Origin of the sequence: Flagellimonas ochracea, assembly GCF_009903685.1 — a bacterium.
GTDB lineage: Bacteria > Bacteroidota > Bacteroidia > Flavobacteriales > Flavobacteriaceae > Flagellimonas > Flagellimonas ochracea.
This window is the reverse complement of the sequence record NZ_JAAABI010000001.1, coordinates 516,916-543,145: the sequence shown is the minus strand read 5'-3', so window position 1 is coordinate 543,145 and position 26,230 is coordinate 516,916. Positions and strand designations below refer to the sequence as shown.

Annotated in this window: 21 protein-coding genes; 4 read left to right on the top strand and 17 right to left on the bottom strand. The window is 41.0% G+C overall.

Annotated elements, in window-relative coordinates:
- Positions 1-268 precede the first annotated feature (268 nt).
- From GTQ34_RS02585 to GTQ34_RS02545, 9 genes are all read right to left on the bottom strand, one after another.
- On the bottom strand, positions 269-2,029 hold the full coding sequence (locus tag GTQ34_RS02585; protein ID WP_166522193.1) for an efflux RND transporter periplasmic adaptor subunit: 1,761 nt from the start codon (positions 2,027-2,029) through the stop codon (positions 269-271).
- Positions 2,026-2,742, bottom strand: a complete 717-nt coding sequence (locus GTQ34_RS02580) for a PepSY domain-containing protein (RefSeq protein ID WP_166522192.1) — start codon at positions 2,740-2,742, stop codon at positions 2,026-2,028. The genes GTQ34_RS02585 and GTQ34_RS02580 overlap by 4 nt, the downstream gene beginning before the upstream one ends.
- A gap of 6 nt (positions 2,743-2,748) precedes the next feature.
- The gene (locus tag GTQ34_RS02575; protein ID WP_166522191.1) at positions 2,749-5,253 is read right to left on the bottom strand and encodes a heavy metal translocating P-type ATPase; all 2,505 of its coding nucleotides are present in this window, start codon (positions 5,251-5,253) and stop codon (positions 2,749-2,751) included.
- 67 nt (positions 5,254-5,320) lie between these two features.
- Positions 5,321-5,878, bottom strand: a complete 558-nt coding sequence (locus GTQ34_RS02570; RefSeq protein ID WP_166522190.1) for a helix-turn-helix domain-containing protein — start codon at positions 5,876-5,878, stop codon at positions 5,321-5,323.
- Positions 5,879-5,902: 24 nt separating this feature from the next.
- Entirely contained in the window at positions 5,903-6,172 is a 270-nt protein-coding gene (locus GTQ34_RS02565) for a heavy metal-binding domain-containing protein (RefSeq protein ID WP_166521711.1), read from the bottom strand.
- Between the two features lie 11 nt (positions 6,173-6,183).
- Positions 6,184-7,401 carry a TolC family protein gene (locus GTQ34_RS02560; RefSeq protein ID WP_166522189.1) on the bottom strand — a complete coding sequence of 406 codons (1,218 nt, stop codon included), beginning with the start codon at positions 7,399-7,401 and terminating at the stop codon, positions 6,184-6,186.
- Positions 7,398-11,168, bottom strand: coding sequence for an efflux RND transporter permease subunit (locus GTQ34_RS02555; RefSeq protein WP_166522188.1), 3,771 nt, complete (start codon positions 11,166-11,168; stop codon positions 7,398-7,400). The genes GTQ34_RS02560 and GTQ34_RS02555 overlap by 4 nt, the downstream gene beginning before the upstream one ends.
- 104 nt (positions 11,169-11,272) lie before the next feature.
- Positions 11,273-11,680: an HYC_CC_PP family protein gene (locus GTQ34_RS02550; protein ID WP_235914948.1), complete on the bottom strand. Its 408-nt coding sequence runs from the start codon at positions 11,678-11,680 to the stop codon at positions 11,273-11,275.
- A gap of 338 nt (positions 11,681-12,018) precedes the next feature.
- Entirely contained in the window at positions 12,019-12,636 is a 618-nt protein-coding gene (locus tag GTQ34_RS02545; RefSeq protein WP_166522187.1) for an L-2-amino-thiazoline-4-carboxylic acid hydrolase, read from the bottom strand.
- A 531-nt stretch (positions 12,637-13,167) separates the two neighbouring features.
- Between GTQ34_RS02545 and GTQ34_RS02540 the strand changes: the two genes are divergently transcribed.
- Positions 13,168-13,848 carry a hypothetical protein gene (locus GTQ34_RS02540; RefSeq protein ID WP_166522186.1) on the top strand — a complete coding sequence of 227 codons (681 nt, stop codon included), beginning with the start codon at positions 13,168-13,170 and terminating at the stop codon, positions 13,846-13,848.
- 22 nt (positions 13,849-13,870) lie between these two features.
- On the opposite strand, the gene GTQ34_RS02535 is transcribed toward GTQ34_RS02540, so the two are convergent.
- From GTQ34_RS02535 to GTQ34_RS02520, 4 genes are read right to left on the bottom strand one after another with little or no spacing between them, the layout of a single operon-like run.
- Positions 13,871-14,752, bottom strand: coding sequence for a sterol desaturase family protein (locus tag GTQ34_RS02535; RefSeq protein WP_166522185.1), 882 nt, complete (start codon positions 14,750-14,752; stop codon positions 13,871-13,873).
- An 11-nt stretch (positions 14,753-14,763) separates the two neighbouring features.
- Positions 14,764-15,705: a sulfurtransferase gene (locus GTQ34_RS02530; protein WP_166522184.1), complete on the bottom strand. Its 942-nt coding sequence runs from the start codon at positions 15,703-15,705 to the stop codon at positions 14,764-14,766.
- The gene (locus GTQ34_RS02525) at positions 15,689-16,189 is read right to left on the bottom strand and encodes a monoheme cytochrome C (RefSeq protein ID WP_166522183.1); all 501 of its coding nucleotides are present in this window, start codon (positions 16,187-16,189) and stop codon (positions 15,689-15,691) included. Before GTQ34_RS02525 ends, GTQ34_RS02530 begins: the two co-directional genes overlap by 17 nt.
- Positions 16,189-17,409: a sulfite oxidase gene (locus GTQ34_RS02520; RefSeq protein ID WP_166522182.1), complete on the bottom strand. Its 1,221-nt coding sequence runs from the start codon at positions 17,407-17,409 to the stop codon at positions 16,189-16,191. Before GTQ34_RS02520 ends, GTQ34_RS02525 begins: the two co-directional genes overlap by 1 nt.
- Before the next feature lie 351 nt (positions 17,410-17,760).
- On the opposite strand from GTQ34_RS02520, the gene GTQ34_RS02515 reads away from it, so the two are divergent.
- On the top strand, positions 17,761-19,071 hold the full coding sequence (locus tag GTQ34_RS02515; RefSeq protein WP_166522181.1) for an OmpP1/FadL family transporter: 1,311 nt from the start codon (positions 17,761-17,763) through the stop codon (positions 19,069-19,071).
- Between the two features lie 102 nt (positions 19,072-19,173).
- Here the strand turns inward: GTQ34_RS02515 and GTQ34_RS02510 are convergent, their stop codons facing one another.
- The 4 genes from GTQ34_RS02510 to ppdK form a co-directional block, all read right to left on the bottom strand.
- Positions 19,174-19,650: a DsrE/DsrF/DrsH-like family protein gene (locus GTQ34_RS02510; RefSeq protein WP_166522180.1), complete on the bottom strand. Its 477-nt coding sequence runs from the start codon at positions 19,648-19,650 to the stop codon at positions 19,174-19,176.
- 53 nt (positions 19,651-19,703) lie between these two features.
- Positions 19,704-20,012 carry a TusE/DsrC/DsvC family sulfur relay protein gene (locus tag GTQ34_RS02505; protein ID WP_166522179.1) on the bottom strand — a complete coding sequence of 103 codons (309 nt, stop codon included), beginning with the start codon at positions 20,010-20,012 and terminating at the stop codon, positions 19,704-19,706.
- 33 nt (positions 20,013-20,045) lie between these two features.
- Positions 20,046-21,290: a type III sulfide quinone reductase, selenoprotein subtype gene (gene sqr, locus GTQ34_RS02500; RefSeq protein WP_166522178.1), complete on the bottom strand. Its 1,245-nt coding sequence runs from the start codon at positions 21,288-21,290 to the stop codon at positions 20,046-20,048.
- Positions 21,291-21,555: 265 nt separating this feature from the next.
- The gene (gene ppdK, locus GTQ34_RS02495) at positions 21,556-24,285 is read right to left on the bottom strand and encodes a pyruvate, phosphate dikinase (protein ID WP_166522177.1); all 2,730 of its coding nucleotides are present in this window, start codon (positions 24,283-24,285) and stop codon (positions 21,556-21,558) included.
- Between the two features lie 267 nt (positions 24,286-24,552).
- On the opposite strand from ppdK, the gene GTQ34_RS02490 reads away from it, so the two are divergent.
- Positions 24,553-25,227, top strand: a complete 675-nt coding sequence (locus GTQ34_RS02490; RefSeq protein ID WP_166522176.1) for a DUF6799 domain-containing protein — start codon at positions 24,553-24,555, stop codon at positions 25,225-25,227.
- Positions 25,228-25,316: 89 nt separating this feature from the next.
- Entirely contained in the window at positions 25,317-26,225 is a 909-nt protein-coding gene (locus GTQ34_RS02485) for a hypothetical protein (protein ID WP_166522175.1), read from the top strand.
- The last annotated feature ends 5 nt before the right edge of the window (positions 26,226-26,230 follow it).

Sequence of the window (26,230 nt, the reverse complement as noted above, 5' to 3'; positions counted from 1 at the left end):
AACAAGAAGCCCTGTAAACGATTGATTTACAGGGTTTTTTATTTTTTTGTAGTTTTAAATGATATCGTTAAAACACCATATAAAGTTGTTTAACATCAATTGAAATCAAAATGCTAGAAGAAATAGAAAATTCGTATCGAACCTTCCCGTAAATGGTGAAATAACGAGAATATCAAAAAAGATTAGAAATGGGACTTTGGCAAACCAAAAAACTGCTCTTTTCTATTGATTCTAAAAAAGGCCGTTTAACAAGACACGCTGTTAAAATCTAATCAATAATTTTAACGACACTCCCACATTTTAGCATCGCATCACCATAATAAGGATTTCGGATTTCGTTTTCGGTACTTAACCAAACAGCTCCTTTGTTATTGTTCGCCATGGGGCATTTTTGAACATAGAACGTGTTGCCCAATGAATCCAGGTTGCTGGCAATGGCGACCATATTTTCGTTCAGGATTACAAAATGGGTCCGTTGGTTTTCCAAATCCTCTTTGTTGGCGATGGCCTCCAGCATTTCAATAATCTTATGTATGTGTGCTTTTTCCATAGCTCCCGTATTAGACAAATCGAGCTTTTTCAATATTTTCAAAGTTGCATTGGCATCCATGGAAGTTTTGGGTGCATCACTGGCTACCAAGGCATCCTTTAACTTCAAATAGGCCGGCAATACGGCTTCAAAATCTTTCTGAAAATTATCCGAAAATTCCATCTTCATCATTTCTTTCGAACTGTCCGAACCCATATCTTCCTGCTTGCCAATATGGCCTTCGTGACCTGTCATTGTCTTACCACCAGTTTTGTTCATCATACTTCTTTTGCCTTGTAATTGTGCAGCGGCATCTACTGTGAAGGTTCCATTAGTAACGATTTCTTCTCCAGAATCAAGCCCATGGGTAACTTCAATATTTTCTCCGTTTCTGGCGCCCAACATTACCTCACGCATTTCAAAGATGGGTTCATCTCTGTTTACCTTTACATAAACCAAAGAACGTTCCCCTGTCCACATTACAGCGCTTGAGGGTACAAACAATGTGGTTTCGGCGATAGCCATGCCACTCTCAATTTTGCCTGTAACGAACATACCCGGCTTGAACATATCCTTTTGATTCCTAAGCGTGGCACGCACAGTTACTGTTCTGGTTGTATTATCCAGAACAGGATCAATAAAGGTTATTTGGCCATCAAAAGTTTTGTTGGGGTAAGCATTGGCGGCTATACTGATTTTCTGTCCTTTTTTGAGTTGAGAAAACTGGCTCTCATAGGCATCAAACTCCGCCCAAACAGTGCTCAAATCACTGACCTTTGCAATTGGTTGACCCTTTTTTAGATAGTCGCCTGCTGAGCTCATTACCTCTGAGACAGTTCCGGAAACTGTTGCATACACGGGGAAGTTCTCCTTTACCTTACCCGAGCTTTCGATGTTATTGATTTGATTATCCGATAATTTCCAAAGTTTTAACTTATTACGAACCGCACTGTATAATTGTGGTTGCGATTCCCTCAGAGAAGCTGCTGTCAACAATTCTTGTTGTGCTGCCACCAGTTCAGGTGAATAAATGGTTGCCAATAATTGGCCCTTTCGTATCTCTTGCCCTTCATAATTTACATTCAATCGTTCAATCCTTCCATCAAAATAACTGGCTTGCACGGCCATTGCTTCCTCGTTAACCCCAATCTTACCTGATAAAGTAATTATATTATCATTATCACCCTCAGCACTTCCCACCACCGTGGTCTGAATATTTGCCAAAGCCAGCGCATTTTTTGTCATTTTGAACTGTTCAGGAGACAATCCATCCGCTCCTACTTCTGCCGGAATCAAATCCATGCCACAGATTGGACAATCCCCAGCTTCTGGTTGCATAATTTGTGGGTGCATGGAACAGGTCCACATTTGACCAGTTTCTGAATTATGATCATGTTCAACCACCTCCATAGTATCGGTATCGGATTTTCCAAATAGAAGATATCCAACTGCCAATCCAACTATGGCTGCGATTCCGATATAAATTATACGCTGTTTCATTTCTTTCCTTTTAATCGTTTTTTAATTTTAATAACTGAAGGCGAGCTGATATACCAAAGAACAAATCCACTTAGGACGGTTATCAGTCCCAATAACGAAAAAGATCTAAGTACCGTGGTATTGAAATTATCCCTACCCTCGTAATCCATCGTATGGGTCATCCACAGAAAATCAAAAATGCGCCAATCCCTGTGACGGACCGTCTGAAACTTTCCATCGATGGCAGATACGTAGGCCTTCAAGTTTTCATCAGTTTGATAAGTAATTACATAGGCCGGCAAAAGCCTTTCGCGATATTCGTGATGTTTTCCTGTCTTTTCTATGAGGGAAACATTGGAAACAACCAATCCATTCCTCATATAATTGCCAGCAACATAAAGGGCCTCTTCCTCATTGATGAATAACTTGGATGTTCCATCCAAAGCATTGAACAATTGGTTTTTGTTGATCCAATAGTAAGGCACACCGCTGATATCCCTAATTTCAATCGATTTGACTCCTTCTTTGATATTTAATTCGGATGGAGCCATTAAACCCGAAAACGCTTGGGGCTGGTATTCCATATTCTTGAAATGGTCACCATGGATTTCATCAATATTCGTCCAACTAAAGTAAAGACCACTGATGGTCCAGAACAAAAATTGAATACCCAAAAAGATACCAAGGTATCTATGTGATTTTCGAATCCATTTTGCCGTGTTCCTATTTATCATATTCAATTAAATTTTTACATTTTTTAGTCGCAAAGCATTTGCGATGACCGATACCGAACTAAAACTCATGGCCAGGGCCGCAATCATTGGAGACAACAATATTCCAAAGACAGGATATAGCACTCCTGCTGCAACAGGTACGCCCAATATGTTATAAATCAAAGCAAAAAACAGATTTTGCTTGATGTTTTTCATCACCGTACTACTAAGGTTTCTTGCTTTGACAATATCCTGCAGGTCGCCTTTCACCAAGGTAATCGCTGCACTTTCAATAGCCACATCCGTACCAGTGCCCATTGCGATACCCACATCACTTTTAGCCAGTGCGGGTGCATCGTTGATGCCATCACCAGCCATTGCCACCACCTTGCCTTCAGATTGCAGTCGTTCCACTTCCCTAAGCTTATCTTCCGGCAGCATACTTGCTTTGAAATTGGACAAGCAGAGCTCATTTGCCACCGCATTTGCCGTTTCGTGATTGTCACCTGTAAGCATGGTTACAGCTACTCCTTTATCCTGCAACTCCTTTATAGCTTTGGCGCTGGTCTTTTTAATCTTATCACCGATGACCACGTAGCCAATAACTTCCCCATCAGCGGATAAGAATGAAACTGTCTTTCCTTTTTGCTGATATTCCTTGGCTTCTGTCTTCATACTAGCAGAAATAGTTGCATTGGTATATTCCATCATTTTGGGGTTCCCTAGGGCCAATCGTTTTCCATCCACTTTTCCTTCAACCCCCTTTCCAGTTACGGCATTGAATTTTTCTAACTTTTGAGCTTTTACCCCTTTATCCTTCCCATAGACTACGGTTGCTTCGGCCAAAGGATGTTCACTGTTGCTGTTGAGAGCAACTATCATTTCAAGAATAGAACTCTCATTAAAACCTTGGCTAAATGAGCCCACTTTTTCGACTGCTGGCCTTCCTTCGGTGATGGTTCCTGTCTTGTCTACAATCAAGGTGTCCACCTTGTCCATTTTTTCCAATGCCTCGGCATTTTTGATGAGCACTCCATTTTGGGCACCTTTTCCTACCCCAACCATAACGGACATGGGGGTCGCCAGTCCCAAAGCACATGGGCAAGCAATTATCAAAACAGCAATAGCATTGACCAGAGCGTAGACATAGGCAGGCTCAGGCCCCAAAATGGCCCAAACGGCAAAGGTCACTAGAGCAATTAGAACGACTATGGGCACGAAATAAGAGGAAACGGTATCTGCCAACTTTTGAATGGGTGCCCGACTACGACTCGCATCGTTCACCATCGTTATGATTTGGGAAAGTAGTGTGTCACTCCCTACCTTCTCGGCTTTCATCAAAAAGGATTGATTCCCATTGATGGTTCCACTACTAACCTTATTTCCTTCAATTTTGTTTACAGGGAGAGGTTCTCCTGTGATCATTGATTCATCTATGGCACTGTATCCTTCAGTGATAATCCCATCAACAGGAATTTTATCCCCTGGCTTTACTTTTAGGATATCCCCTATTTCTATAGCATCAATACCCACTTCTAGCTCCTCTCCATTTACCACTTTAACCGCTTTGTTCGGGGCCAGTTTCAAAAGTTCTCTTACGGCAGAGTTGGTTTTACTATGTGCCCTTGCCTCCAACAATTGCCCGAGCAGTACCAGGGTCAAAATAACCGTTGCCGCTTCAAAGTAAACCTGTACGGTTCCTGACTCCGTTTTGAATTGCTCTGGAAACACATCGGGCAAAAACATCCCGACTATGCTAAAAATCCACGCAACTCCTGCCCCAATACCAATTAGCGTAAACATATTCAAGTTCCAGGTCTTGATACTCCGATAAGCACGCTCAAAAAACATCCATGTAGCATAGAATACCACCGGAATTGAAAGTATGAACTGAGCCCAGTTCCAATATTTCTGTTCAAAAATCTTGTACAACGGATTGTTCGGAACCATCTCGCTCATTGCGATAAGAAAAACAGGGAGGGTAAAGGCCACCGCAACCCAAAACTTTTTGAGCAATTTACTGTAGGTCTTCTCCTCAGCGGAAAGATCAGGTTCCATTGGTACCAAATCCATTCCACAGATGGGACAGCTACCTGGTTCGTCCTTCACCACCTCCGGATGCATCGGACAAGTCCATTGACCATTGACAGGGCCAGCATTCAAACTTTGTTCTTCGACCAGGTCCATACCGCATACTGGGCAGTCACCGGGTTTGTTATAAGTTTTTTCTCCCTCGCAGTGCATGGGGCAATAAAACGTCCCTGTTCCATTGCTCTTCGGTTTCCCCTTATCTTCCTTTTCGGGAGGGTGATGGTGTTCTCCGGGCAAATGGATGCGATAGTTGCCCCCCTCCTTCTCAAAAGCTTGCTGAAAAGTATCAATATCGATATGTCGACTCATTTCGATGACCGCTTCCTTCTTTTCCAAATCAACCATTGCACTGGTGACACCGTCAACTCCATTGAGTGTTTTCTCAACGTGGGTTCTGCAACCATTGCAGGTCATTCCATGTATATGATAGGTGTGCTTCATAATTTCAAATTAACCATCAAAACTACCTACTATTATTTTCAAAGTTTTGTACAATTATGGGTTTTATTTATACAATTTGGTCCAGTGGTTTTCTGTTCCATTCCCTTGCTTTTTGATATGTCCCCATTGACATTCCTGTTGCTGATTTAAATTGCCTTGCCAAGTGACTACTACTGGTGTAACCCAATCCATAGGCTATTTCGGAAAATGTCCTGTCCCCCATTTGAATCAGTTCCTTCACCTTTTCGATTTTCAGGCCGATGAAGTACTTTTCAATGGTGATTCCCTCATGAGCGCTGAACAATTTACTCAGCACCGAATAATCCTTGCACACCCTATCGACAAGATATTCGGAGAGATTTTGGTTCAAATTTCGGTCCTGTAGTCCAATGATCAAATGGTTCCTAATTTGGGCAATCAATTGTTCGTTCTGGTTGATTACCAATTCAAAACCATTCCGATCCAAAATCTTTCGAATCTTGTCCATTTCAATTTCCGAACCCTCCCCAAATTGAACTTCTCCCAAATCAATATGGCCCACTCGAAATCCATTTTTTTCCAACTCGGATTTCAAAACCGATTTACATCGGTCACACACCATATTTTTTACTTTAATCAAAGTCATTGCGGGTCGGATTTGATTTTCATTTTAGTGGGTATGCCCATCTTTTTGGTGTTCTTCATTGGCCACATAATCCATACCACATTTTGGACAGGTACCTACCGTATCACTGCCACTCCCCTCACAGTGCATTGGGCACACATAAGCTGAGGTATATTCCTTGCCCTGCTTTTCGGTAGTTTTGATTTGCTCGGTATTGGTCTCTGTGTTTTGCTCTGTTTTGCCCTTGCACGATACTGAAAGTAATAATGTTGCAACAAAGGTGATAGCTAAAAATTTTTTGATTCTCGTGTTCATTGTTTTTGGATTTACTTGTTTATTAAATAATTGATAAGTGCAGATTGTATGTAGTACAGCTGCACCGATTGAATTTGATTGAGTTGAAATTTTAATTGCAGTTCTTGAATATCCAGCACATCATTGAAATCAATGGTGCCGGTCTCATAATTCTTTATTAGGATTTGCTCCGCATCCTCAGCCTGTCTTAAATTTTTGGCGTGGGTGTTAAAAGCAATACGGGCTTCGTTGCGCATTGCTACTGCTTTCGCCAAAGCGGACTCCAAGACATTCAATCGCTCCTGTTTTTGGAATGTAATTTCCTGTTTGCGGAGCTCGTTCTGTTTGGTTTTGGAACTGAATTGTTTGTTGAAAATGGGAATGGAAAGTGATACCATCGGCATCACAATGTCCTTCCCATTATCGCTAAAGGTCATATCAGGTCGTTCTTGAACGGGAAGATAGTCTAAACCAACCCCAAACATGGGGGCACTTTCTTTTTGGTTCAACAACTCTGCCTTGGCAACTGACTCATACATTTTATCAAAACGAAGCAGTTCTGGGTTTAGCTGTAGACTATCAACCATAACAAGGTCATTTTCTGGAATATTTGCTACACCAGCCACTTCTACTACCAAACCAGTGTTCCGGTTCAACAAACCATTGAAGCTGGCTTGTTCTCCAACAAATTGTTGCCGTAAGATTTCCTTTTGCTGCTGCAGTTCGTTCTGGCGAATTTGTAATCTCAACACATCTACTAAACTGGCCTTGCCCACTTCCACTGAAGTCAATGCTAAGGTTTCATAGGTTTTGAGCAGTTGGATGTTCTTGTCCAACACATCATGCTTGGCCTTTAAGCCGTACAACTTGTAATAGGACTGTGTCACAGCCAAGGCCAACTTTCGTTTGGCTACAACATAATCCACATAATCTGTTTCTGCCATTGCCGTTGCATATTTTTTACGTGTGGAAACCGTACCAAACCAGGGCAACATTTGTTTGGCAGAAAATCGAGCCACTTGGGCCCCTGTTCTTGTCTCCGGCTCACTTACAAAATACCCAGCTCCAAATTCGGTGTTGGGCAGCCAATTGGCTTCGTTGACCTTTTCTTGGGCAATATTATATCGAACTTCATAGGCCTGAATATCGGGGTTGTTTGCCTGAGCCTCGTTGATATAGGACTGCAACTCTTGCGCATTCCCCAAAGCGGAAACAACCAAAAGGCCAATAATGGTTTTTACTTTTTTCATTTGCTTGTTTTTTTGAGTTGAACTTCTTTTCGCCAACCGAACAATACCGGAACAACAAAAAGGGTAATGAGTGCAATGAGCATTCCTCCAAAACTTGGGATGGCCATTGGTATCATTATATCGCTTCCGCGCCCCGTGGAAGTCAGAATGGGCAGCAAAGCCAAAATGGTCGTTGCGGTGGTCATCAAACAAGGTCGAATACGTTTTTCACCTGCTTCAATGACAGCATCGTGAACCCCTTTTAAATCCACGGGTCTGTTTCTATCAAAAGTTTGGGTAAGATAAGTGGCCATGACCACGCCATCGTCCGTGGCGATTCCGAATAGTGCAATGAAACCTACCCAAACGGCAACACTCAGATTGATGGAATGCATCTGAAAGAGCTCTCGCCAGTTTTCACCAAAAAGATTGAAATTGAAAAACCAATCCTGCCCATAGAGCCATATCATGATGAACCCGCCTGCAAAAGCAACCGCAATCCCAGAAAATACCATTAGCGAAGTGGCCACACTTCTAAACTGGAAATACAGGATCAAAAAGATGATGATGAGTGCCAATGGTACGACAACGGACAAAGTCTTTTCGGCCCGCAACTGATTTTCATAAGTTCCTGTAAAAGCATAGTTGATTCCCTTGGGCACCGTAAGTTCACCACTGTCAATTTTACCCTGAATAGCTGCCTGGGCGTTCTCCACAACGTTAACCTCGGCGAAACCGTCCAACTTGTCGAACAATACATACCCTACCAAAAATGTGTCCTCACTTTTGATGACCTGCGGGCCTTGTTCATATCGAATGGTAACCAATTCGCTAAGTGGTACCGGGCTTCCTTTGGATACTGGCACGTAGATACTTTTCAAATCGTCGGGATTGTTCCGTAGTTCCCTGGGATAGCGTACACGAACAGCATAGCGTTCCCGCCCTTCTACCGTTTGGGTCAATGGCATTCCACCTACAGCTATGGAAATAACTCTTTGTACTGCTTCGACCGTGATCCCGTAGCGTGCCAATTTTTCCCTATCAATATCGATGAGTAGATAGGGTTTGCCCACGATACGGTCTGCAAAGACAGCCTGTTGCTTAACACCTTCGGCTGTTTTTAAAATGTCTTCCAATTGAAGGCCAAACGCCTCTATTTCCTTCAAGTCCTGACCTTTTACCTTGATACCCATGGGTGCGCGCATTCCGGTTTGGAGCATGACCAAACGTGTCTCGATAGGTTGTAATTTGGGTGCAGATGTCACCCCAGGGAGCTTTGTCATCCTTACAATTTCGTTCCAAATATCATCCGGGGACTTAATTTCTGGTCGCCAGTTTCGGTAGTACTCCCCATCATTATCTTCAATGAGTAAATTTCTGTCGATACTGGAGAAAGTCCTCTCGACTTCGCTCGAGGTGACATTTCCGCTCAAATTGGGATTTGCAACTTTTTTCCTATTTTTCAACACGAAATAACCCTCTTCATCAATTCTAAAACGTTGGGGTTCGCCATCAGTGTTCAATTCATATTCCGACCGATATTGTATCATGTTTTCATACATGGAAAGCGGTGCGGGATCCAAGGCGGATTCCGTCCTGCCCGATTTCCCAACCACCGTTTCGATTTCAGGAATGCTTGCAACCGCCATGTCCAATTGCTGCAATACCCTTTTGTTCTCTTCTACCCCGGAATGCGGTAATGAGGTAGGCATTAACAGAAACGAGCCTTCATTAAGAGCAGGCATAAACTCCTTGCCCGTATTTCTCATTATCAAAATACCTAGAACCAATATCACTGTAGGTATTGACAGGAACAGCATTTTATTCTGTAACGCCCATTGAAGGATTCTTGTATAATACCTTCGGAATGCCCAAAAGGTACCTAATAATCCAAAGCAAATAACACTTACAAAAAGTAGGTTCATTATAATGCTTCGGTCAAAGCCCAAGGGTCTCCAATAGGAAGCTAAAAGGAATACTATGGCCGAAACTGAAATAATGATGTTCAGACGGGTCGCCTGTTTGTCTGAAAGTGTATATCCGTTGAACAAGCGAGAAGCCAATTTCGAATTCTTCAAAGGTCTTATGGTTCCGAAAGCCATCAATACCAATCCTATCCAATATCCATAGACTACGGCAACAAGACCAGTAATAATCAGCAAGGCACTGAAGACATAGCCTACGATACTTTTACTTCTTTTTCTCCTAAAGAAAAAGGCGGCAAAAGGAGGTATCAAAAAGAGTGCAACAATAATTGAGGCAGTCAGGGCCATGGTCTTGGTAAATGCCAATGGTCGGAACAACTTTCCTTCTGCACCTATCATTGTAAATACCGGAATAAAACTGATGATGGTGGTCAACACTGCTGTCAGTATCGCTCCAGAAACTTCGGTGGTTGCAGTATATACCACATTATTGATAGTAAGTTGTTCATTGCCGTTCCGCTCTTCGTTTTCATCAAGATGTCTAATGATGTTTTCTGATAATATTACCCCGACATCCACCATTGTACCAATTGCAATGGCAATACCTGAGAGGGCAACAATGTTCGCATCAACTCCAAACAGTTTCATCGAAATAAATACCATCAAAACTGCAACGGGCAACAAGCCCGAAATCAGGATGGAAGCACGTAGGTTGAACACCATCACAATAATGACAAGTACGGTAATTAGAATTTCAAGGGTTAAAGCTTCATTAAGTGTCTCCAGGGTCTCTTGGATCAATTCGGTCCGGTCATAAAAAGGTACAATGGTCACTTGTGAAGTGCGTCCATCAACCAACTCCTTTGTGGGCAGTCCTGATGAAAGCTCAGCTATCTTTTCCTTTACATTGTTAATTACATCCAATGGATTGGCACCATATCTGGCAACTACAACTCCACCTACTACCTCGGCCCCTTCTTTGTCCAGCATCCCTCGTCGTGTGGCAGGACCCAAATGTACCCGGGCCACATCCTTAATCCGAATAGAGGTATAGTTTTCAGCATCTACTACTGCATTCTCTATGTCCGCTATGGATTTTACGTATCCCAATCCGCGAACCAAATACTCAGCTTGGTTGATTTCCAAAGTCTGGGCCCCAATATCCTGATTGGATTGTTTTACAGCTTTCACCACATCCCCTAGCTGGATATCGTATTGGCGCATCAGCTCAGGATCCACATCGATTTGATATTCCTGGACATACCCTCCAATGGAAGCGACCTCAGAAACACCGCTTGCCGAGGACAGCGCATACTTTACGTAGTAGTCTTGAATGCTGCGCAGTTCATGTAAGTCCCATCCTCCAGTAACATTGCCATCTTCGTCACGACCCTCCAAAGTGTACCAGAAAATCTGCCCCAATCCCGTTGCATCGGGTCCTAGGGACGGATTTACTCCGTTTGGCAATAACCCAGCAGGTAGAGAGTTCAGTTTTTCCAGAATTCGGCTTCTTGACCAATAGAATTCCACATCCTCTTCAAAAATGATATAGATGCTCGAGAATCCAAACATGGAGGAGCTTCGGATGGTTCTGACCCCGGGAATTCCAAGAAGGGAGGTGGTCAAAGGATAGGTAATCTGATCTTCAATATCCTGTGGAGAGCGACCGTCCCATTTTGTGAAGACAATCTGCTGGTTCTCCCCAATATCAGGAATGGCATCGACCGCCACGGGATCACTTGGCAGAAATCCAATGTCCCATTTAAAGGGTGCATGTACTATACCCCAGCCCACAAATAGAGCCAGTAACAGTAACGCTACCAGTTTATTTTCGATTAAGAATTTTATCGCTTTATTCAACATTGTTTTGATGTATTAGATATTTACAGCAGATGTACTGATTAGTATAAACAGCACATTAAACCCAAAACAGAAATCTGCAGGGCGCACTTTGAATATCTAGTACCTCAAATCAAAAAAGTCTCGAAAAGAACTTGATAGTCCTTATCGAGCAAGGGGGGCGGGTGCCCAATAAAAGAAGTTGTAACAGTGTCTACATCTTGGAACAAATTGATGTAGTAATAGGTAAAGCCAACTAAGAACACCTGTTGCTTAAGGTCCAGGTCGAAAAAAGAGGTTTTTAAATCTTCTTGACCCTGCATGGTAAACGAAACTTCATCGCAACAAGATTTTTCAAATTCCGCATCCATGCTATTGGAATCAACCTCCATACCGCACGTTTTTGCGTTAGCAAAAAATGCCACGTCCACCACTTTACCCATACATAGGTGCTTATCCACGGTCCACGAAACCGTTGACAACAAGACCAATAGGGCCAATATAGATGACAGAATTTGACGTAAAATGTCCTTCATTTCACTACAAAACTACAAAATGTTAACAATTATTGCTTTGTTTAACAGAAGTTTAAAGCGAAACCATAAGATAGCTTGGGCAAATCAGATAACTCATTAGGAATTGTACTTTTTAATTTATCAACTCTATTTTGTGTGATTCGTATACTTTTTAAATAGGCTTATCTCGAACTGTATTTTTAAAATCGCTAAGTGAGAGAAATAAAACATTTGGGAGACATTACGTCCCACCTTAATGCTGGCTGATTTTTTTTCATAGTCCCATTTAACCAATATTTTATAGAACTCTGCTGAACTTTGAACAGGATTTGAAAAACTGAAGACCTTTAATCCAAAAGCTACTCCATAATATACCTAAAGTCACAATATGATGCACCTTCGGCGATTACTTGGCTACGCTCAAATTTTATACCTTTTGGCAAAAATTTTTGGATATAGAAATCGGCTTGACACATAAAAGGCGCCAATTCTGGGGCATTCATCTTTTTTAGAAAGTTGACGTGGCCACATCTTGTTACATTAACACCGTAGAACAAATCGCCATACGGACGAACGTATTCAAATCTCTGTCCCTCAAGGTCGTTTACCTTATTGGTTCTGGCGAACCAATAACGTCGATATAATCGATGTAAAAAACGACTGCCGTAGACTTTCCTTACTGTCCAGCTATTAAATTGAGCATCCATCCACATATTCACAAAGGGTTGAATCAATTTAAGGGCATCTTCTTTCCTTAGTTGCATTAACAATGCCCTATAAAAAGCCAATGAATCAATCGATATTTTTAACAGCATCCTATTGAAGGAAGATTTTAATAAGGGTAGCTGCGATTCCATTTCCCGATAGCTTATCTCCATTGTTGATGAAATTTCTCGAATTTGTTGGTTATCCAAATGCTCAATCAGCACTTTTTCTGCAAGCAGAATTGATTTCCTTATTTGCTTTTTCGTAACCATGGCAAATGCGCTTTTAAATTAGGTAATGACATATTTATGTGACCCAATTGTCATATTCTTTCATTTCCATTTCAATATTTTAAAGGCCGCTACCTATTGTTGCCAAATCAACGGCCATTTTAATTTGGCAGAAATGTCGCGTGCGTCTTTGATTTCTCGATTGCACCTCATTCTGAATCTGTTTTGGGCTGGTCAATCTGGCTTAATACTATCTCTAAGCTGATAGGCATCAGTGCTTTTGATATTGATATTTTTCATCTTTGTAACTAAAGTTACAGTTTAAACTTAAATGTCAATCTATCTTTGAGAATAATCAAATGTACTGATATGAATATAGATATCAGTACTAGTTCAACTTGATTCATTCATTGTTTGGTTGATTGTTGAAAAGGAAGAACCCAACACCTAAATGACAACCCACTATACCATAACATGATTGCTCGAAAATGGTATTAATAAGAATAGGGTATACGGAGCCTCTTAATGGATTTCAAGTACCTCACCCTTTTAAATTTAAAGCTTATGGAAGTTATGAAAAAAGATTTTGAGACCCAATTTACCGGTTGGTCCTTTTTAGCTGCTGCGTTAATGCTCGGAGGTGGATGGTATTTATCGCCCCATCATGTTGGTGAGTATTTGGAAGCTTCCGATTTTACCGAAATTGGTAAAAACCTATGGCCTTGGATTTGGATGTATCGAATCCACATTTTTGGATGGGTGATTATGGCCATTTCCATGTTTGCCCTAGCATCGATAACTCTAAAAAAACCGTATCGTGTTATCATTGCGCCCGGTGCAGGAATGGTCATTGTAGGAAGCATTACGTTGGCTATTGCATCAGCGTTTTATTATAATTTTGGAGCTTGGGGGGTCGGTGAGACTATGGGCAAATCAGTAGTTGAAATTCAAGAATTTATGGACAATATCCTCTACACGAATCAGTATGTTACCTGTTTTGTGCGATTTGGTCGTGTATTTTCGGGCGTAGGTCTTGTCTTGTTGGGCATTGGTTTGGTAAAATCAAAAACTGTACAGGCATGGTTGGGATGGTTTACTACCATCTTGGGCCTAGCTGCCATGGGAGTGGTCATGGGGATTCCCGATAATTTTGAAATCTACAAACCACTCTTCCATATCAAAGTAATTTGGTTGGCCCTGATGGGTCTCGTTATTTTGCAAAGGGGGATTTATATTCCTAAACGTACTTCTTAATTTTAGGGTGTTCAATAATGTGCTAATCTTTTTTAGTCTTACCACCAAAACCATAGATGTTCTGATGCAGAAAATCTTGGGGAAAATTATCATCTCCAGGAAAGCCCAACTCAATGGTACCACTGTCTTCCGGCACATAATTGGTCTTAAAAATATAATCCCATAGACTCAAACTAATACCAAAATTAACGCCATAACTACCTTTGGGCAATACATAGGAATGATGGTACAAATGCATCACGGGATTGTTAAAAACATACTTTAATGGACCCCATGTGATTTTAATATTGGCATGGTTCAAATGGCCAATGGCAATTGCTGCAAAATGCACGATATAGGCCTGTTCAGGTTCAAAGCCACCCAAGATCATGACCCCAAACACTTTTAAGGGCTTATACAGGATATTCTCCATCCAATGGTAACGAAGATGCGCGGCAAACCCCATCTCCTTAACAGAATGGTGTACTTTGTGAAAGTTCCATAGAAACCTGTACTTATGTAATAGCACATGGGTGAACCATTGCACAAAATCAAGCACAATGAAAAAGAGCACTAATTGGGCCCAAGTGGGCATGGTAGAAATGTCAACAATGGCCAAACTTTTAGCCGTAACGTTCAAATCCATAAAGAAGACCTCCAGCAGTTTGTAAAAACCGCTAATGACTATGGCGAACATGAAAAAGTTAAAATACATATAGAACGTATCAAGCCAAAAATCACGTCTAAAAATAGATTGTTCTTTTCGCCATGGAAACATAATCTCCAAAAGCCAAACAACCAACGAGATTGCGGTAAGGCCCCAAAAGTAATTCGTGTACCAAGGCACTTCGAACAAAATTGATTTCCACGTCCAGTCAATGCTAGCCAAAAAAGAATTTACAAAAGCATCTACATATTTCTCCATAACTTATTTTTTTAAAATTGAACACTATCTTTTTCGAACGGCAAATTGTCAAATTGGCTCCATTCTGTCCAAGAGCCATCATAATTTCTTACCTGTTCATAACCCAATAATTCTGTCAAAACAAAAGTGGTGTGAGCGGACCTAACACCCGTATGGCAATATACAATGATCGTGTCATCTCTAGAAGCTTCCAGCTCACTATATATCGCTTCCAATTCAGGAAAAGTTCTAAACTTTTTGGTTCCTTCATAGTCAATTGACCTTGCCCAGTCAACATGTATACTCTTAGGAATTCTCCCAGCCTTGGTAGCACCTTCTTTCCTTCTTTTGCCACTAAATTCTTCCTCAGTACGGGCATCCAAAATAATGACATTGTTGGATGAATTTACCATTCCTAAAAGCTCTTCCTTCCCTATCCATGCATCTAAAGCGTCCTTAACCGGAAGCGTAAAAATTGAAGGCTCTGTCTTGGTCATTTCATAACTTGTACTTCCTCCGATCTGTCTCCAAGCACTTAGTCCTCCATTCAATAATTTGACGGATTCAAAACCATAACTTTTCAATAGCCACCACAATCTTGCTGCATCACTTGATCCTTTATTGTCATATACCACTAAAATAGCATCGTTTTTAATGCCCAATTTGCTGAAAAACGTTTCGATATCCACTTTTTTTGCCATCATTCCACCATACGGATACGAGGTATCTTCAATGTCTGTGCGCCAAATGTTTATGGCACCTTCGATATGACCTTTTTTATATTCCTCGTCTTTTCTAAAATCTACTATAACTACTTTCTCATGCTTATGAATTTCAAGAAGCTCCTCCACCTCCATGAGATGTTTTACACTTGCATAAGTCTTTATTTCTTGTGATGTGGTGTCTTTGCCTCGTTTACAGGAAACCATGGCAGACAAGAACAAAACAATCCACATGCTATTCTTGAAGTTCATACCATTCAATATTTGATAATATTTCCCTTCTTCCCTTTTTCTTCACTGGATAGTTGGTCACCAGATAGTTGACTATGATTTCTTCATTATTTCCCAGATCCCACAAATTCTGGGTCTCTTGCATCCATCTTATCGTGGCTATCCAACGCTCTTTGTTCATTCTATTTTGCGTGACTAATTTCGCCGAATGGCAGTTGGTGCAATTATTGACCACTTCCATTAATCCCTCTGCCTCCAAAAGACCGGTGCGAACATGTATGCCATTTTCTATTTTATCAAAGTCTTCTTCGCTAAGCTGTTCTTCACTGCTTTCTTGCACTGATACATATTCTTCAGTAGAAGGAGCGGACTTAAAGGCGGAAAGTGTTGGATCTACCATTAGGTAGACAAGCATACCAGCAATAATAACGAACGCCATAAAAATTACAGCCATTAACCGGGATACCTGCTTGATCGCTTTTCTAACGTTTTCCGAATTATCCATTAGCTCACTTTAATTGCGATTCGATGACATGCATTGTTCAAATATCCTTTTGGATTCCAGCCTGGTAAAAGCATTGGCTGCGCCACACCTTGTTGATCCGTGGCTCGGGCCCATACTTCGTAATAACCCTTCTTGGGAAATTCAATACTTGCGGAAAAATGCTGCCATGCCAAACGATTCACTGGTTTTTCCAAGGAACATGTCGCCCATGTAGATCCAAAATTTATGGAATATTCCATCTTGGAAACTTCCAACTCCCCAGCCCAAGCATGACCCCTTATGTTCAGTTTTCTATCCCTTTTTATCATAGCTCCTGTTTTTGGGAAGGTAATCAACGATTTTACCGGCATTGATTCTATAATACACATATCCTCATCTTTTACCTTCTCACCGGGCGCTACGGGTGTACATGGAACACGATATGCCGTTCCCGTCATTTTTGCCCCATCATGGACCTTATTGCGGACACTGATACGATTTACCCATTTACCGGAGACCGATGCTGGCCAGCCACCTGCAACCAACCGTAGTGGATAACCATGTAACATTGGAATATCCTTTCCGTTCATTTTAAACGCCAAAAGTGTCTCTTCTTGCATTGCCTTGGCCATGGGTGCGCCCCTCGAAATAGGTTCTTTGTCTGGGTTCCTGCTCAAGTGAACATCGGCGGCATGATAACCGATGTAAACGGCATCACTCTTTATGCCTACTTCGGCAAGTACATCCCGAAGTCTAATACCTGTCCATGTGGCACACGATACTGCGCCAACGGTCCATTGGTTTCCCTTGGCCGGAGGGTCAAATTCACTTCGTCCATTGCCACCACATTCCAATGTGAGCTGATAGGTATAATGCTTGAATTTTGATTTCAGCTCTGAGAGTGTAAAGGTCTTCTGCTGTTTTGCAGATTCTCCGTCAATGGTCAATGTCCAATTATTTGCATCAATATTTTCCGGAATTAAGCCATTGTTTCTAATGAACATATACTTATTAGGTGTAACCTTGTCATCCAACAGATGCGCTTGGGCCTCGATATTCCATGGTTTATCGTTAAGAACCACCATTTCTTTATCCTTGTTGAACATTTTAAACGGGTCAGGGTCTTGTAGCGCCAATGGTATATACCCTTTTGGCATAGATGTGCCAAAAACTATTTCTGTACCAATAACTGTCGCCATCGTACCCAAAACGGTGTTCTTAACAAAGTTTCTTCTTTTCATCTGTTTTTCTTTAAAACAATGCTATACTAAAACTAATACTTTTAAGGGCTCAATTCGGTAACATAAGTTACAATAGTCTCCATGGTTGCCATCCAGAGTTAATTGGAATTCACCAAAAAAACATATCCTTTGAACAATTTGGAACAATTTCCCTGAATAGATCTGTCAATTTCACGGCAAACCCGGATTTAGATTAAAACTATGCCCTTAACATCTTTTGTACAATGACATATCTCATCCTTATTTATCTAAATACCATATACTTTAGCTGTTGAATACGCCTTAGTCTTTATTCTACAACGTGTAGAAGTAATAGCGGTGTTTAATATTCAAACAATAAACTATACGATTATGAAAAACAACTATTTAATTCTTTACTTTTTTTTGTTCTCCACTGCTGTGTTTTCACAAGCAGGTCACATTATGCAGGGCGTAGGTTCGGTAAATATGTCAATGGGCGGGGCTGCCACAGGACAACCTCTGGATGTTTCTGGTGCCTTACATTGGAATCCCGCTACAATTTCAACCTTTGATGAGACCATTTTGAAGTTTGATATTGGTTTTTTCTTTTCTTCTCCAGAATTAAGTTCAACGGTACCAGAATTTGATACCAATGGACAGCCCACGGGCAATTTTTTTAGTGGGGTTACTGAAGATGACAGAGGCGTATCTCCACTTCCTGCACTGGCATTCGTTTGGAGCAAAGAGGGCAGTAAGCACACTTTTGGCGCTTCGGCTTTTGGTATCAGTGGTTTTGGTGTCACCTTTCCTGAAAGCACCTCTAATCCAATAAATTTACCACAAGGTCAAGGGGGGTTTGGCAGAATAGAGTCCGATTATTCCTTATTACAAGTTGGATTTACTTGGGCCTATGAATTATCCGACAAATTTTCAATAGGGTTACAGCCTACTGCCAATTACGCGAGTCTCGAGCTTATACCTAATCCAACTGCCAATCCAAATCAATCAGGCTATCCTTCAACGGACAGAGCATCAGCCATTGGTTTCGGTGGGCAAGTTGGTGTCTTCTTTGACTCAGGTTCTGGATTCAAGGCTGGGGCATCATACAAAACCACCCAATACTTTGGCGATTTTGAGCTAGATAACACCTATTTGGATGGTTCGACCGCTACCAATGATTTCAATATAGATTACCCTGCCATTCTATCATTTGGATTGGGGTATTCGCTTGGAAATATAGATTTGGCAGTAGATTATAGACTTGTGGACTATGAGAACACAGATGGCTTTTCGGAAACTGGTTGGACTCCCACCGCTTCAGTTTCTGGATTTGGTTGGGAAAATATCAATATTGTATCTGCAGGTGTTCAATATAAAGGTATAGACAAACTTCCTTTGAGAGCAGGATATACCTATAGCTCGAACCCGATAAACAGTGATGTGGCCTTCTTTAATATTCCCGCCACTGCCATTATCAAAAATGCATTTCAATTGGGCTTAAGCTATGAAGCTAGTGATAAGTTCACTTTTGATGCGGTGTTCCACTATGGAGACAGCGGAGATGCCACATCCGGACCAGTGCTTAATCCACAATTCATTCCCAACTTTCCTCCCTATGGGGCGATTCCTGGCAGCGAGGTATCCTATGATATGACAACCTCAATGATTATGATAGGTGCGAGCTATACCTTTATTAAATAAAGGGGGGTAATGTATTGAAAGGAATAGTATGCTTCTACTGCAAAAAGGCGATATCTATTTTCAAGATATCGCCTTTTAAGCTTGGGATTTTCTCTTCTCTTTTTAGATAAAGAGCAGATGGGTGCCTTCTTGGTCAGCCCTATTGTAAAAATCACCAATGGTCAAGATGCCATCTAGCTCCTCGATTAAATCTTCCTGCTCTAAATGGAACATATCGATGGCCAATTTACAGCCCCATAGTTTGCACCCAGAATCGGATAGAATCTCAAGAAACTCACCAATAGGGGGCATATCCAGTTTTTCCATTTCTTTTTTCATCATCTTGGTAGCCAAGGCCTCTACTCCCGGCAGTCCACCCAACATCGTGGGAATATGCATTGCCGGATTCCCTACTGTGGCCACGTGCATGTGTTCGAGTTTTTTCTTTTGGATGGCTTCCAATCCAAAGAAAGTAAAGAATATCTCAGCTTCTATTCCTTCCATTCGGGCACCATTGGCCATCACAAAAGCAGCATAGGCATTCTCTATAGTACCCTTTGAAAGGATAAAAAGCATTTTTTTGACTTTAGTACCGCTCATAATTTTATATTTAAAATGTTATCTATTTCTTTTAAGTTTTTGAACTCTAAAAACTATATACAACTCTTGGGCTTGGGAATACCTGCAATCAGTGTTGATTTCTTTAAAGGACCGCCAGGAAATAGGTTGTAAAATTCCTTGATATTGATAACACCACTTCTTTTGATACCTCTAATGGATAGTGGTTCTTCTTTGTGATGTTTGTCTTGAAGATACGCTATCACTTCCCAATGTTTTTCGGTCATTACAACATTACACTCACCGGCTATACATTCGCAGATTTCTCTGTCCCATTGTTTAAAGTCCAATAGATAGCCTTCTTCGTTTACATCGATTTCTCTATTTGCGATTAACTTTTTCATGGTTACTAAAATTTTAAATTAATATTGATTGTATTATACTGTTTCTTCAAGGTGCTTTCCTTTTTCTGACATCTTTGCTGATACAAAAGGAATGGAAATGCCTTTGATAAGCATATTCCAATAAATCCATCGGAACGCCATTTTACCCATGTGATTCATTCGGCTTTCTTTTAAAAGATTTAACGGTCCAATACCTGGAAAAGGAAATGTGCCTTCTACGGGTTCGTGATTGTAATTAAAATCAATCAATAAAGCTTTTCCACCACCTGTTTCTATAAAACAATTGGCATGACCATCAAACTCAGCTTTTAAAGGTTCTCCTTTTATGTAGCGTAGAATATTCTCTTCAAGAATTTCGGCTTCAAAATGGGCTACTGAACCTGCTTTCGAAGCTGGTAAATTAGTAGCGTCTCCTATTGCGAATATATTTTCATAATCTTTGGTTTGGAGGGTGGCTTTATCTGTTGGCACAAAGTTTAGGTCATCACCCATCCCTGAGCGCTCTATGAGCGCATCTCCTATGTTTGTAGGTACAGTGACCAACAAATCATATTCTATTTCAATATCTGCATAGTCGATAATTTTTTTGTTCTCGTAATCTACACGCTCAATATTAAAGTCAGTGACTTCTTTGATACCCTTTTCTTCTAATAAGTGGTGCAATGCTTTAGTAGCTTTTGGTTTTGTAAATGCACCACCTAAAGGTGTTACATAAGTGATATCCACTTTATCGCGCATGCCTTTGTTCTTAAAGTATGAATCCGCCAAAAAGGCAAATTCCAAAGGTGCTACAGGACATTTAATGGGCATTTCAGTAATATGAACGACAAGTTTTCCGCCTTCCCATTCACGTAATTTGTTACGTAGTGCTTTCGCTCCTTCATAAGTATAAAAATCAAAAATGCTTTTGTACCATTCTGGACCTGCCATACCGTCAATTTCTTCAGGAGCAATTTTGGTGCCCGTGGCAACAATCAGAATGTCATAGGCAAGTTCCCCACTTTTTTCCAACTGTACCACATTTTTCTCTGGTTCGATGAGTTCTATTTTTTCTTGTATATACCGAACATCTTTTGGAATAAACTTCGACCCTTTTTTCTTTACCTGTTTTGTTGTATAGATATCAAAAGGAAGAAATAAAAATCCAGGTTGATAATAGTGTGTTTCATACTGATCAACAATCGTGATTTTCCATTCCTTTTTTGGGAGTTTTGATATCAGATGGTTTGCCATCATCGTTCCCGCAGTTCCCGCTCCCAATATGACCAAGTTTCTCATTTTCTATGAATTTTGTTTATACCATTTTTATAGGGATAAAGATATTTGATGAGCACCTCAGAGGATATGACAATTGTCATGTTATCAAAAAAGTTCGGTAACATTGGTTACATAAGGCATTGTTTTTTAGTGTTTTACAATGGACTAGGCTCGAAGTACAAATTAATTATGAAGCAATGGGAAACGTAAGCGGAGGTATTACCCCCGCTTGTTCTTATTACCCAAGTTTGGAATCAATGGTTCTCAAAAATTCCTCAAACATTTTCTATTTTGCTGCTCTAATCGCCGCTTGTGCAGAGGCCAATCGTGCTATGGGGACCCTGAAAGGTGAGCAACTTACATAATTCATACCAGTGCTATGGCAAAACTCCACAGAACTGGGCTCACCACCATGCTCGCCACAGATACCCACTTTCAAATCTGGTTTGGTACTTCTACCTCGTTCAGTCCCCATTTTAACCAATTGACCCACTCCATCTTGATCCAAGACTTCAAAGGGGTCAGCTTTCAATATTCCTTTTTCTAAATAAATTGACATGAATTTGCTGGCGTCATCACGAGAATACCCATAGGTCATTTGGGTAAGGTCATTGGTGCCGAAAGAGAAGAAATCGGCATATTCGGCAATGGCATCGGCAAGCAATACCGCTCTGGGCACTTCAATCATTGTACCGACCAAATAATCAATATGTTCACTTCGCTCTTCAAACACCTTCTCGGCGGTTTTTCTAATAATGTTCTCTTGTTCAACAAATTCATTTACCGTTCCTACCAATGGGACCATTATCTCGGGCTTGGCAACTATTCCTTTTTCCTTTAAGTTCAATGCCGCCTCAATGATGGCCCTAGTTTGCATTTCGGTAATTTCAGGATAGGTGTTTCCCAATCTACAGCCCCTATGGCCCAACATGGGGTTAAACTCTTCCAATTCGGCCACTTTGTTTTTGACAGCTGCAAGTGAAATGTGCATGTCTTCGGCCAGTTCTTTTTGTGTGGCCAATTGATGGGGAACAAACTCATGCAAGGGGGGGTCTAATAAACGTATAGTCACTGGAAGACCCTGCAAAGCTTCAAAAATACCTTCAAAATCGCTTCGCTGCATGGGTAAAAGTTCTTCCAAAGCGTGTTTTCTTCCCTTAACCGTATCTGCCAAGATCATTTCTCGCATAGCCCGAATACGATCAATTTCGAAAAACATGTGTTCTGTTCTTGTCAAACCGATTCCCTTAGCTCCAAAGTTCAATGCAGCTCTGGCTTCTTTGGGCGTGTCAGCATTGGCCCTTACTTCCATATCTGCATATTTATCGGCCAATGTCATAAGTTCAGCAAATTCTCCACTCAATATTGGCTCAACAGTCGCCACTTTTCCCTCAATAATATTGCCGGTGGATCCATTTAGCGAAACCCAATCGCCCTGATGATATTCCTTACCATCAACGGTCAAGGTCCGTTTTTTGTAATCTATTTTCAATGCACCTGCTCCAGAGATACAACATTTACCCATTCCTCTGGCGACTACGGCAGCGTGTGAAGTCATGCCACCACGTGCGGTCAAAATTCCTTTGGCCAGATTCATTCCTTCCAAATCTTCCGGAGAAGTTTCAATACGGGTCAAAATGGTGTTTTTGTACATCTTGGCCTCATCTGCGAAAAATACAATCTGCCCTGTTGCGGCACCTGGAGATGCCGGAAGACCTTGGGCAATTACATTGGCCATTTTCAACGCTCTAGGGTCAAATACGGGATGCAATAGCTCATCCAATTTATTGGGTTCAATTTGGAGCAAGGCCTCCTCCTCAGTAATTAGTCTTTCTTTCAACAAATCAATTGCAATTTTGACCATTGCAGCCCCCGTACGTTTGCCATTTCGTGTCTGTAAAATCCAGAGTTTCCCTTCTTGAATGGTAAACTCCATATCCTGCATATCCCTGTAATGTTTTTCTAGGGTATCTTGGTATATTTTTAATTCTTCGTAAATAGATGGCATCAACTCTTCTAGGGAAGGGTAATTTGCCACTCGTTCAGCTTCTTCAATCTGAGCTAGGTCAGCCCATCGCTGCGAACCCAATTTGGTGATTTGCTGTGGGGTTCTTACCCCTGCGACAACATCTTCACCTTGTGCATTGATAAGATACTCACCGTTAAAGACATTTTCTCCTGTAGCGGCATCGCGGGTAAAACAAACCCCAGTGCCAGAACCATCGCCCATATTACCGTAGACCATGGCTTGTACATTGACCGCAGTGCCCCAATCAGCGGGATAACCGTTCATTGTTCTATAGTAAATAGCTCGATTTCCGTTCCAACTATCAAAAACCGCAGTTATAGCACCCCAGAGCTGTTCCCAAGGATCTGCTGGGAAATCATGTCCTGTTCTTTTCTTTACGGCATCCTTGAAATCATACACCAAATCTTGTAAGTCCTGTACAGTGAATTCGGTATCCAACTCAATTCCCCTTTTTTCTTTAAGATGCTCCATGATTTCCTCAAAGGGGTCAATGTCATCCTTTGATTTGGGTTTCATGCCTAAAACAACTCCCCCATACATCTGGATAAAACGCCGGTATGAATCCCAAGCAAAACGCTCATTATTGGTTTTCGCCACAAGCCCATGAACCACTTCATCATTAAGCCCTAAGTTTAAGACCGTATCCATCATACCAGGCATTGATACTCGTGCCCCCGAACGCACAGAAATCAATAAAGGATTTTCACTATCTCCGAATTGTGAACCCATTATGGATTCAATATTGTTTATCGACTTTTCTACATCTTCGGTGAGCAGTTCAATTATAGCTTCTTTGCCCAATTTGTTATATTCGGTGCAAACTTCTGTAGTTATGGTAAATCCGGGTGGCACAGGAATGCCTATTGCGCTCATTTCAGCCAAATTGGCTCCCTTACCTCCCAAAAGGTTTTTCATTTTACTATTGCCGTCGGCACTTTTATTACCGAACTGGTAAACCTTCCTTTTGACTTCTTGTAGCGTTTCCATATTTAAAATTGTTATGATGTCATTGTCTGAAATAAATGATATCAAAACTACACACTTACATACGCCATTTTAATGACAATTATCATGTAGCTCTGTAAAGAAATCCAAATTGTGGGGGAATTTTGAAAAGAGAGGTTTTTGTGTAACAAAAGTTACAGAAGAATTCTGGTAAAGCCTTGTATTTATTGGGCACAACTGACTTGGGTCATTGAGGGCGAAACATGGTGTCAATACCTTTGCCCTGTTAATTTTAAAAACATAGGAAAGATGAAAAAAGCACTTTTTGTAATTGCATTTATAGTTCTAGGAACTTTTGCACTTACCGCCCAAGATCAAGACATGGCGCAAGATCGCGATCAAGAACGTTTAATGATGGTCGATGGCGATGTCCTACAAATAAGGGATCGGGATCAAGTACGTTTACAGGATCCAATTACTTTAAATGACGGTACAGTGGTGAACCCAGATGGCTCTTATATCACAAGAGACCAAGATAGATTACGTCTACGTGATGGTGAATGTCTGGATAACGACGGCATTAAGTACCGCAATGAATATCAATACCGGTATAAGGTTAAAAAAGAAAATATGGGACTTACCCAGGCCCAAATCCAAGAGCGGAACCAAAATAGGTACCAAATCATGATGATAGACGGCGAAGCCTTTCAAATCAGAAACCGTGTACAAAACAGGATTCAAAATAAGATAAACCTTGGTGACGGATTGATAGTAAACCCTGATGGCAGCTATCAAGACCCACAACAAAAACAGTTTCGCCTTCGTGATGGTGAATGTATCAATATGGATGGTGCCAAGTTCACCAACATGTACCAACATCGAAGAATGATGGTCAAAAAAAACAAAATGAACAAGAAAAAAATGATGAATAAAAAGGTAGGCAACAAGATGTCAGTACAAAAAAAGAAAAAGGGCACAAAGTAGCTGTTAAAATGATAAAGCCTTGAGAATGGGTAGTTGATCCATAGCAACATTCTTGAGACTTAATTGGGAATTTAACGAAATCAGTAAACATGAAAAATTGGCTTCTATTACACATCTTCTTGTTCTGCACCCCCTTAGTAGTGATATCACAGAACAACAAAAAAACTGCCGAAGAAATTTCCAGTAACCAAAAGTCCTACATTTTGACAGACATCAGTTACATTAACGATGCAGTATTTATGGGCAGACGTGATTCCATAACCGCTCCCTATATTTTTCCTTCCATAGGTTATTATGACAAGTCGGGATTTTTTGTGGACGCATCGGCCTCTTATTTGGTAGGCTCCGAAGAAAATCGTGTAGACTTGGTTTTGGCAAGTTTGGGATACCTGACCCAAGGCGAAAAACTCGGTGGGGGAATTTCGGTGACGGCCTATTTCTTTAATGGAGATAGCTATAATGTAAAATCGGAGATTATAGCAGACATTTCGGGCTTTCTGAGCTATGACTTTGAAGTATTGGAAATGTCTGTTTTGGCCAGCACCTACTTTAATGATGGTAGTTCTGCAGATATTTTTACCGGATTGATGCTCGACCGGATTTTTTATAGTAATGACAAAAGCTTTTTGATCGACCCGACCATCGCTGTATATGCCGGATCACAATATTTCTATCAGGAATATTATCGAACAAGCCGTCTTGGAAACCGAAAGGGCCAGGGACAAAGTCAAGGCACGGGAGGAATGAATTCTACTGCAGCTACCATGGTGGATATTAAGGAAGCATCAGAGTTCAATATTTTGAATGTAGAACTGAGTCTTCCCGTTCAATACCATCACAAACAGTTTATTTTTTCTTTTGCGCCTTCATTGGCCTTGCCACAGAGCAGTGCCACGATTACCACCGAGGATTCGGTGATAACTGAAGATTTAGAAAGTGTTTTTTATTTCTCAGCAGGAATAAGTTATTGGTTTGACACAAAAAGGAAGCAACAGTAATCCCC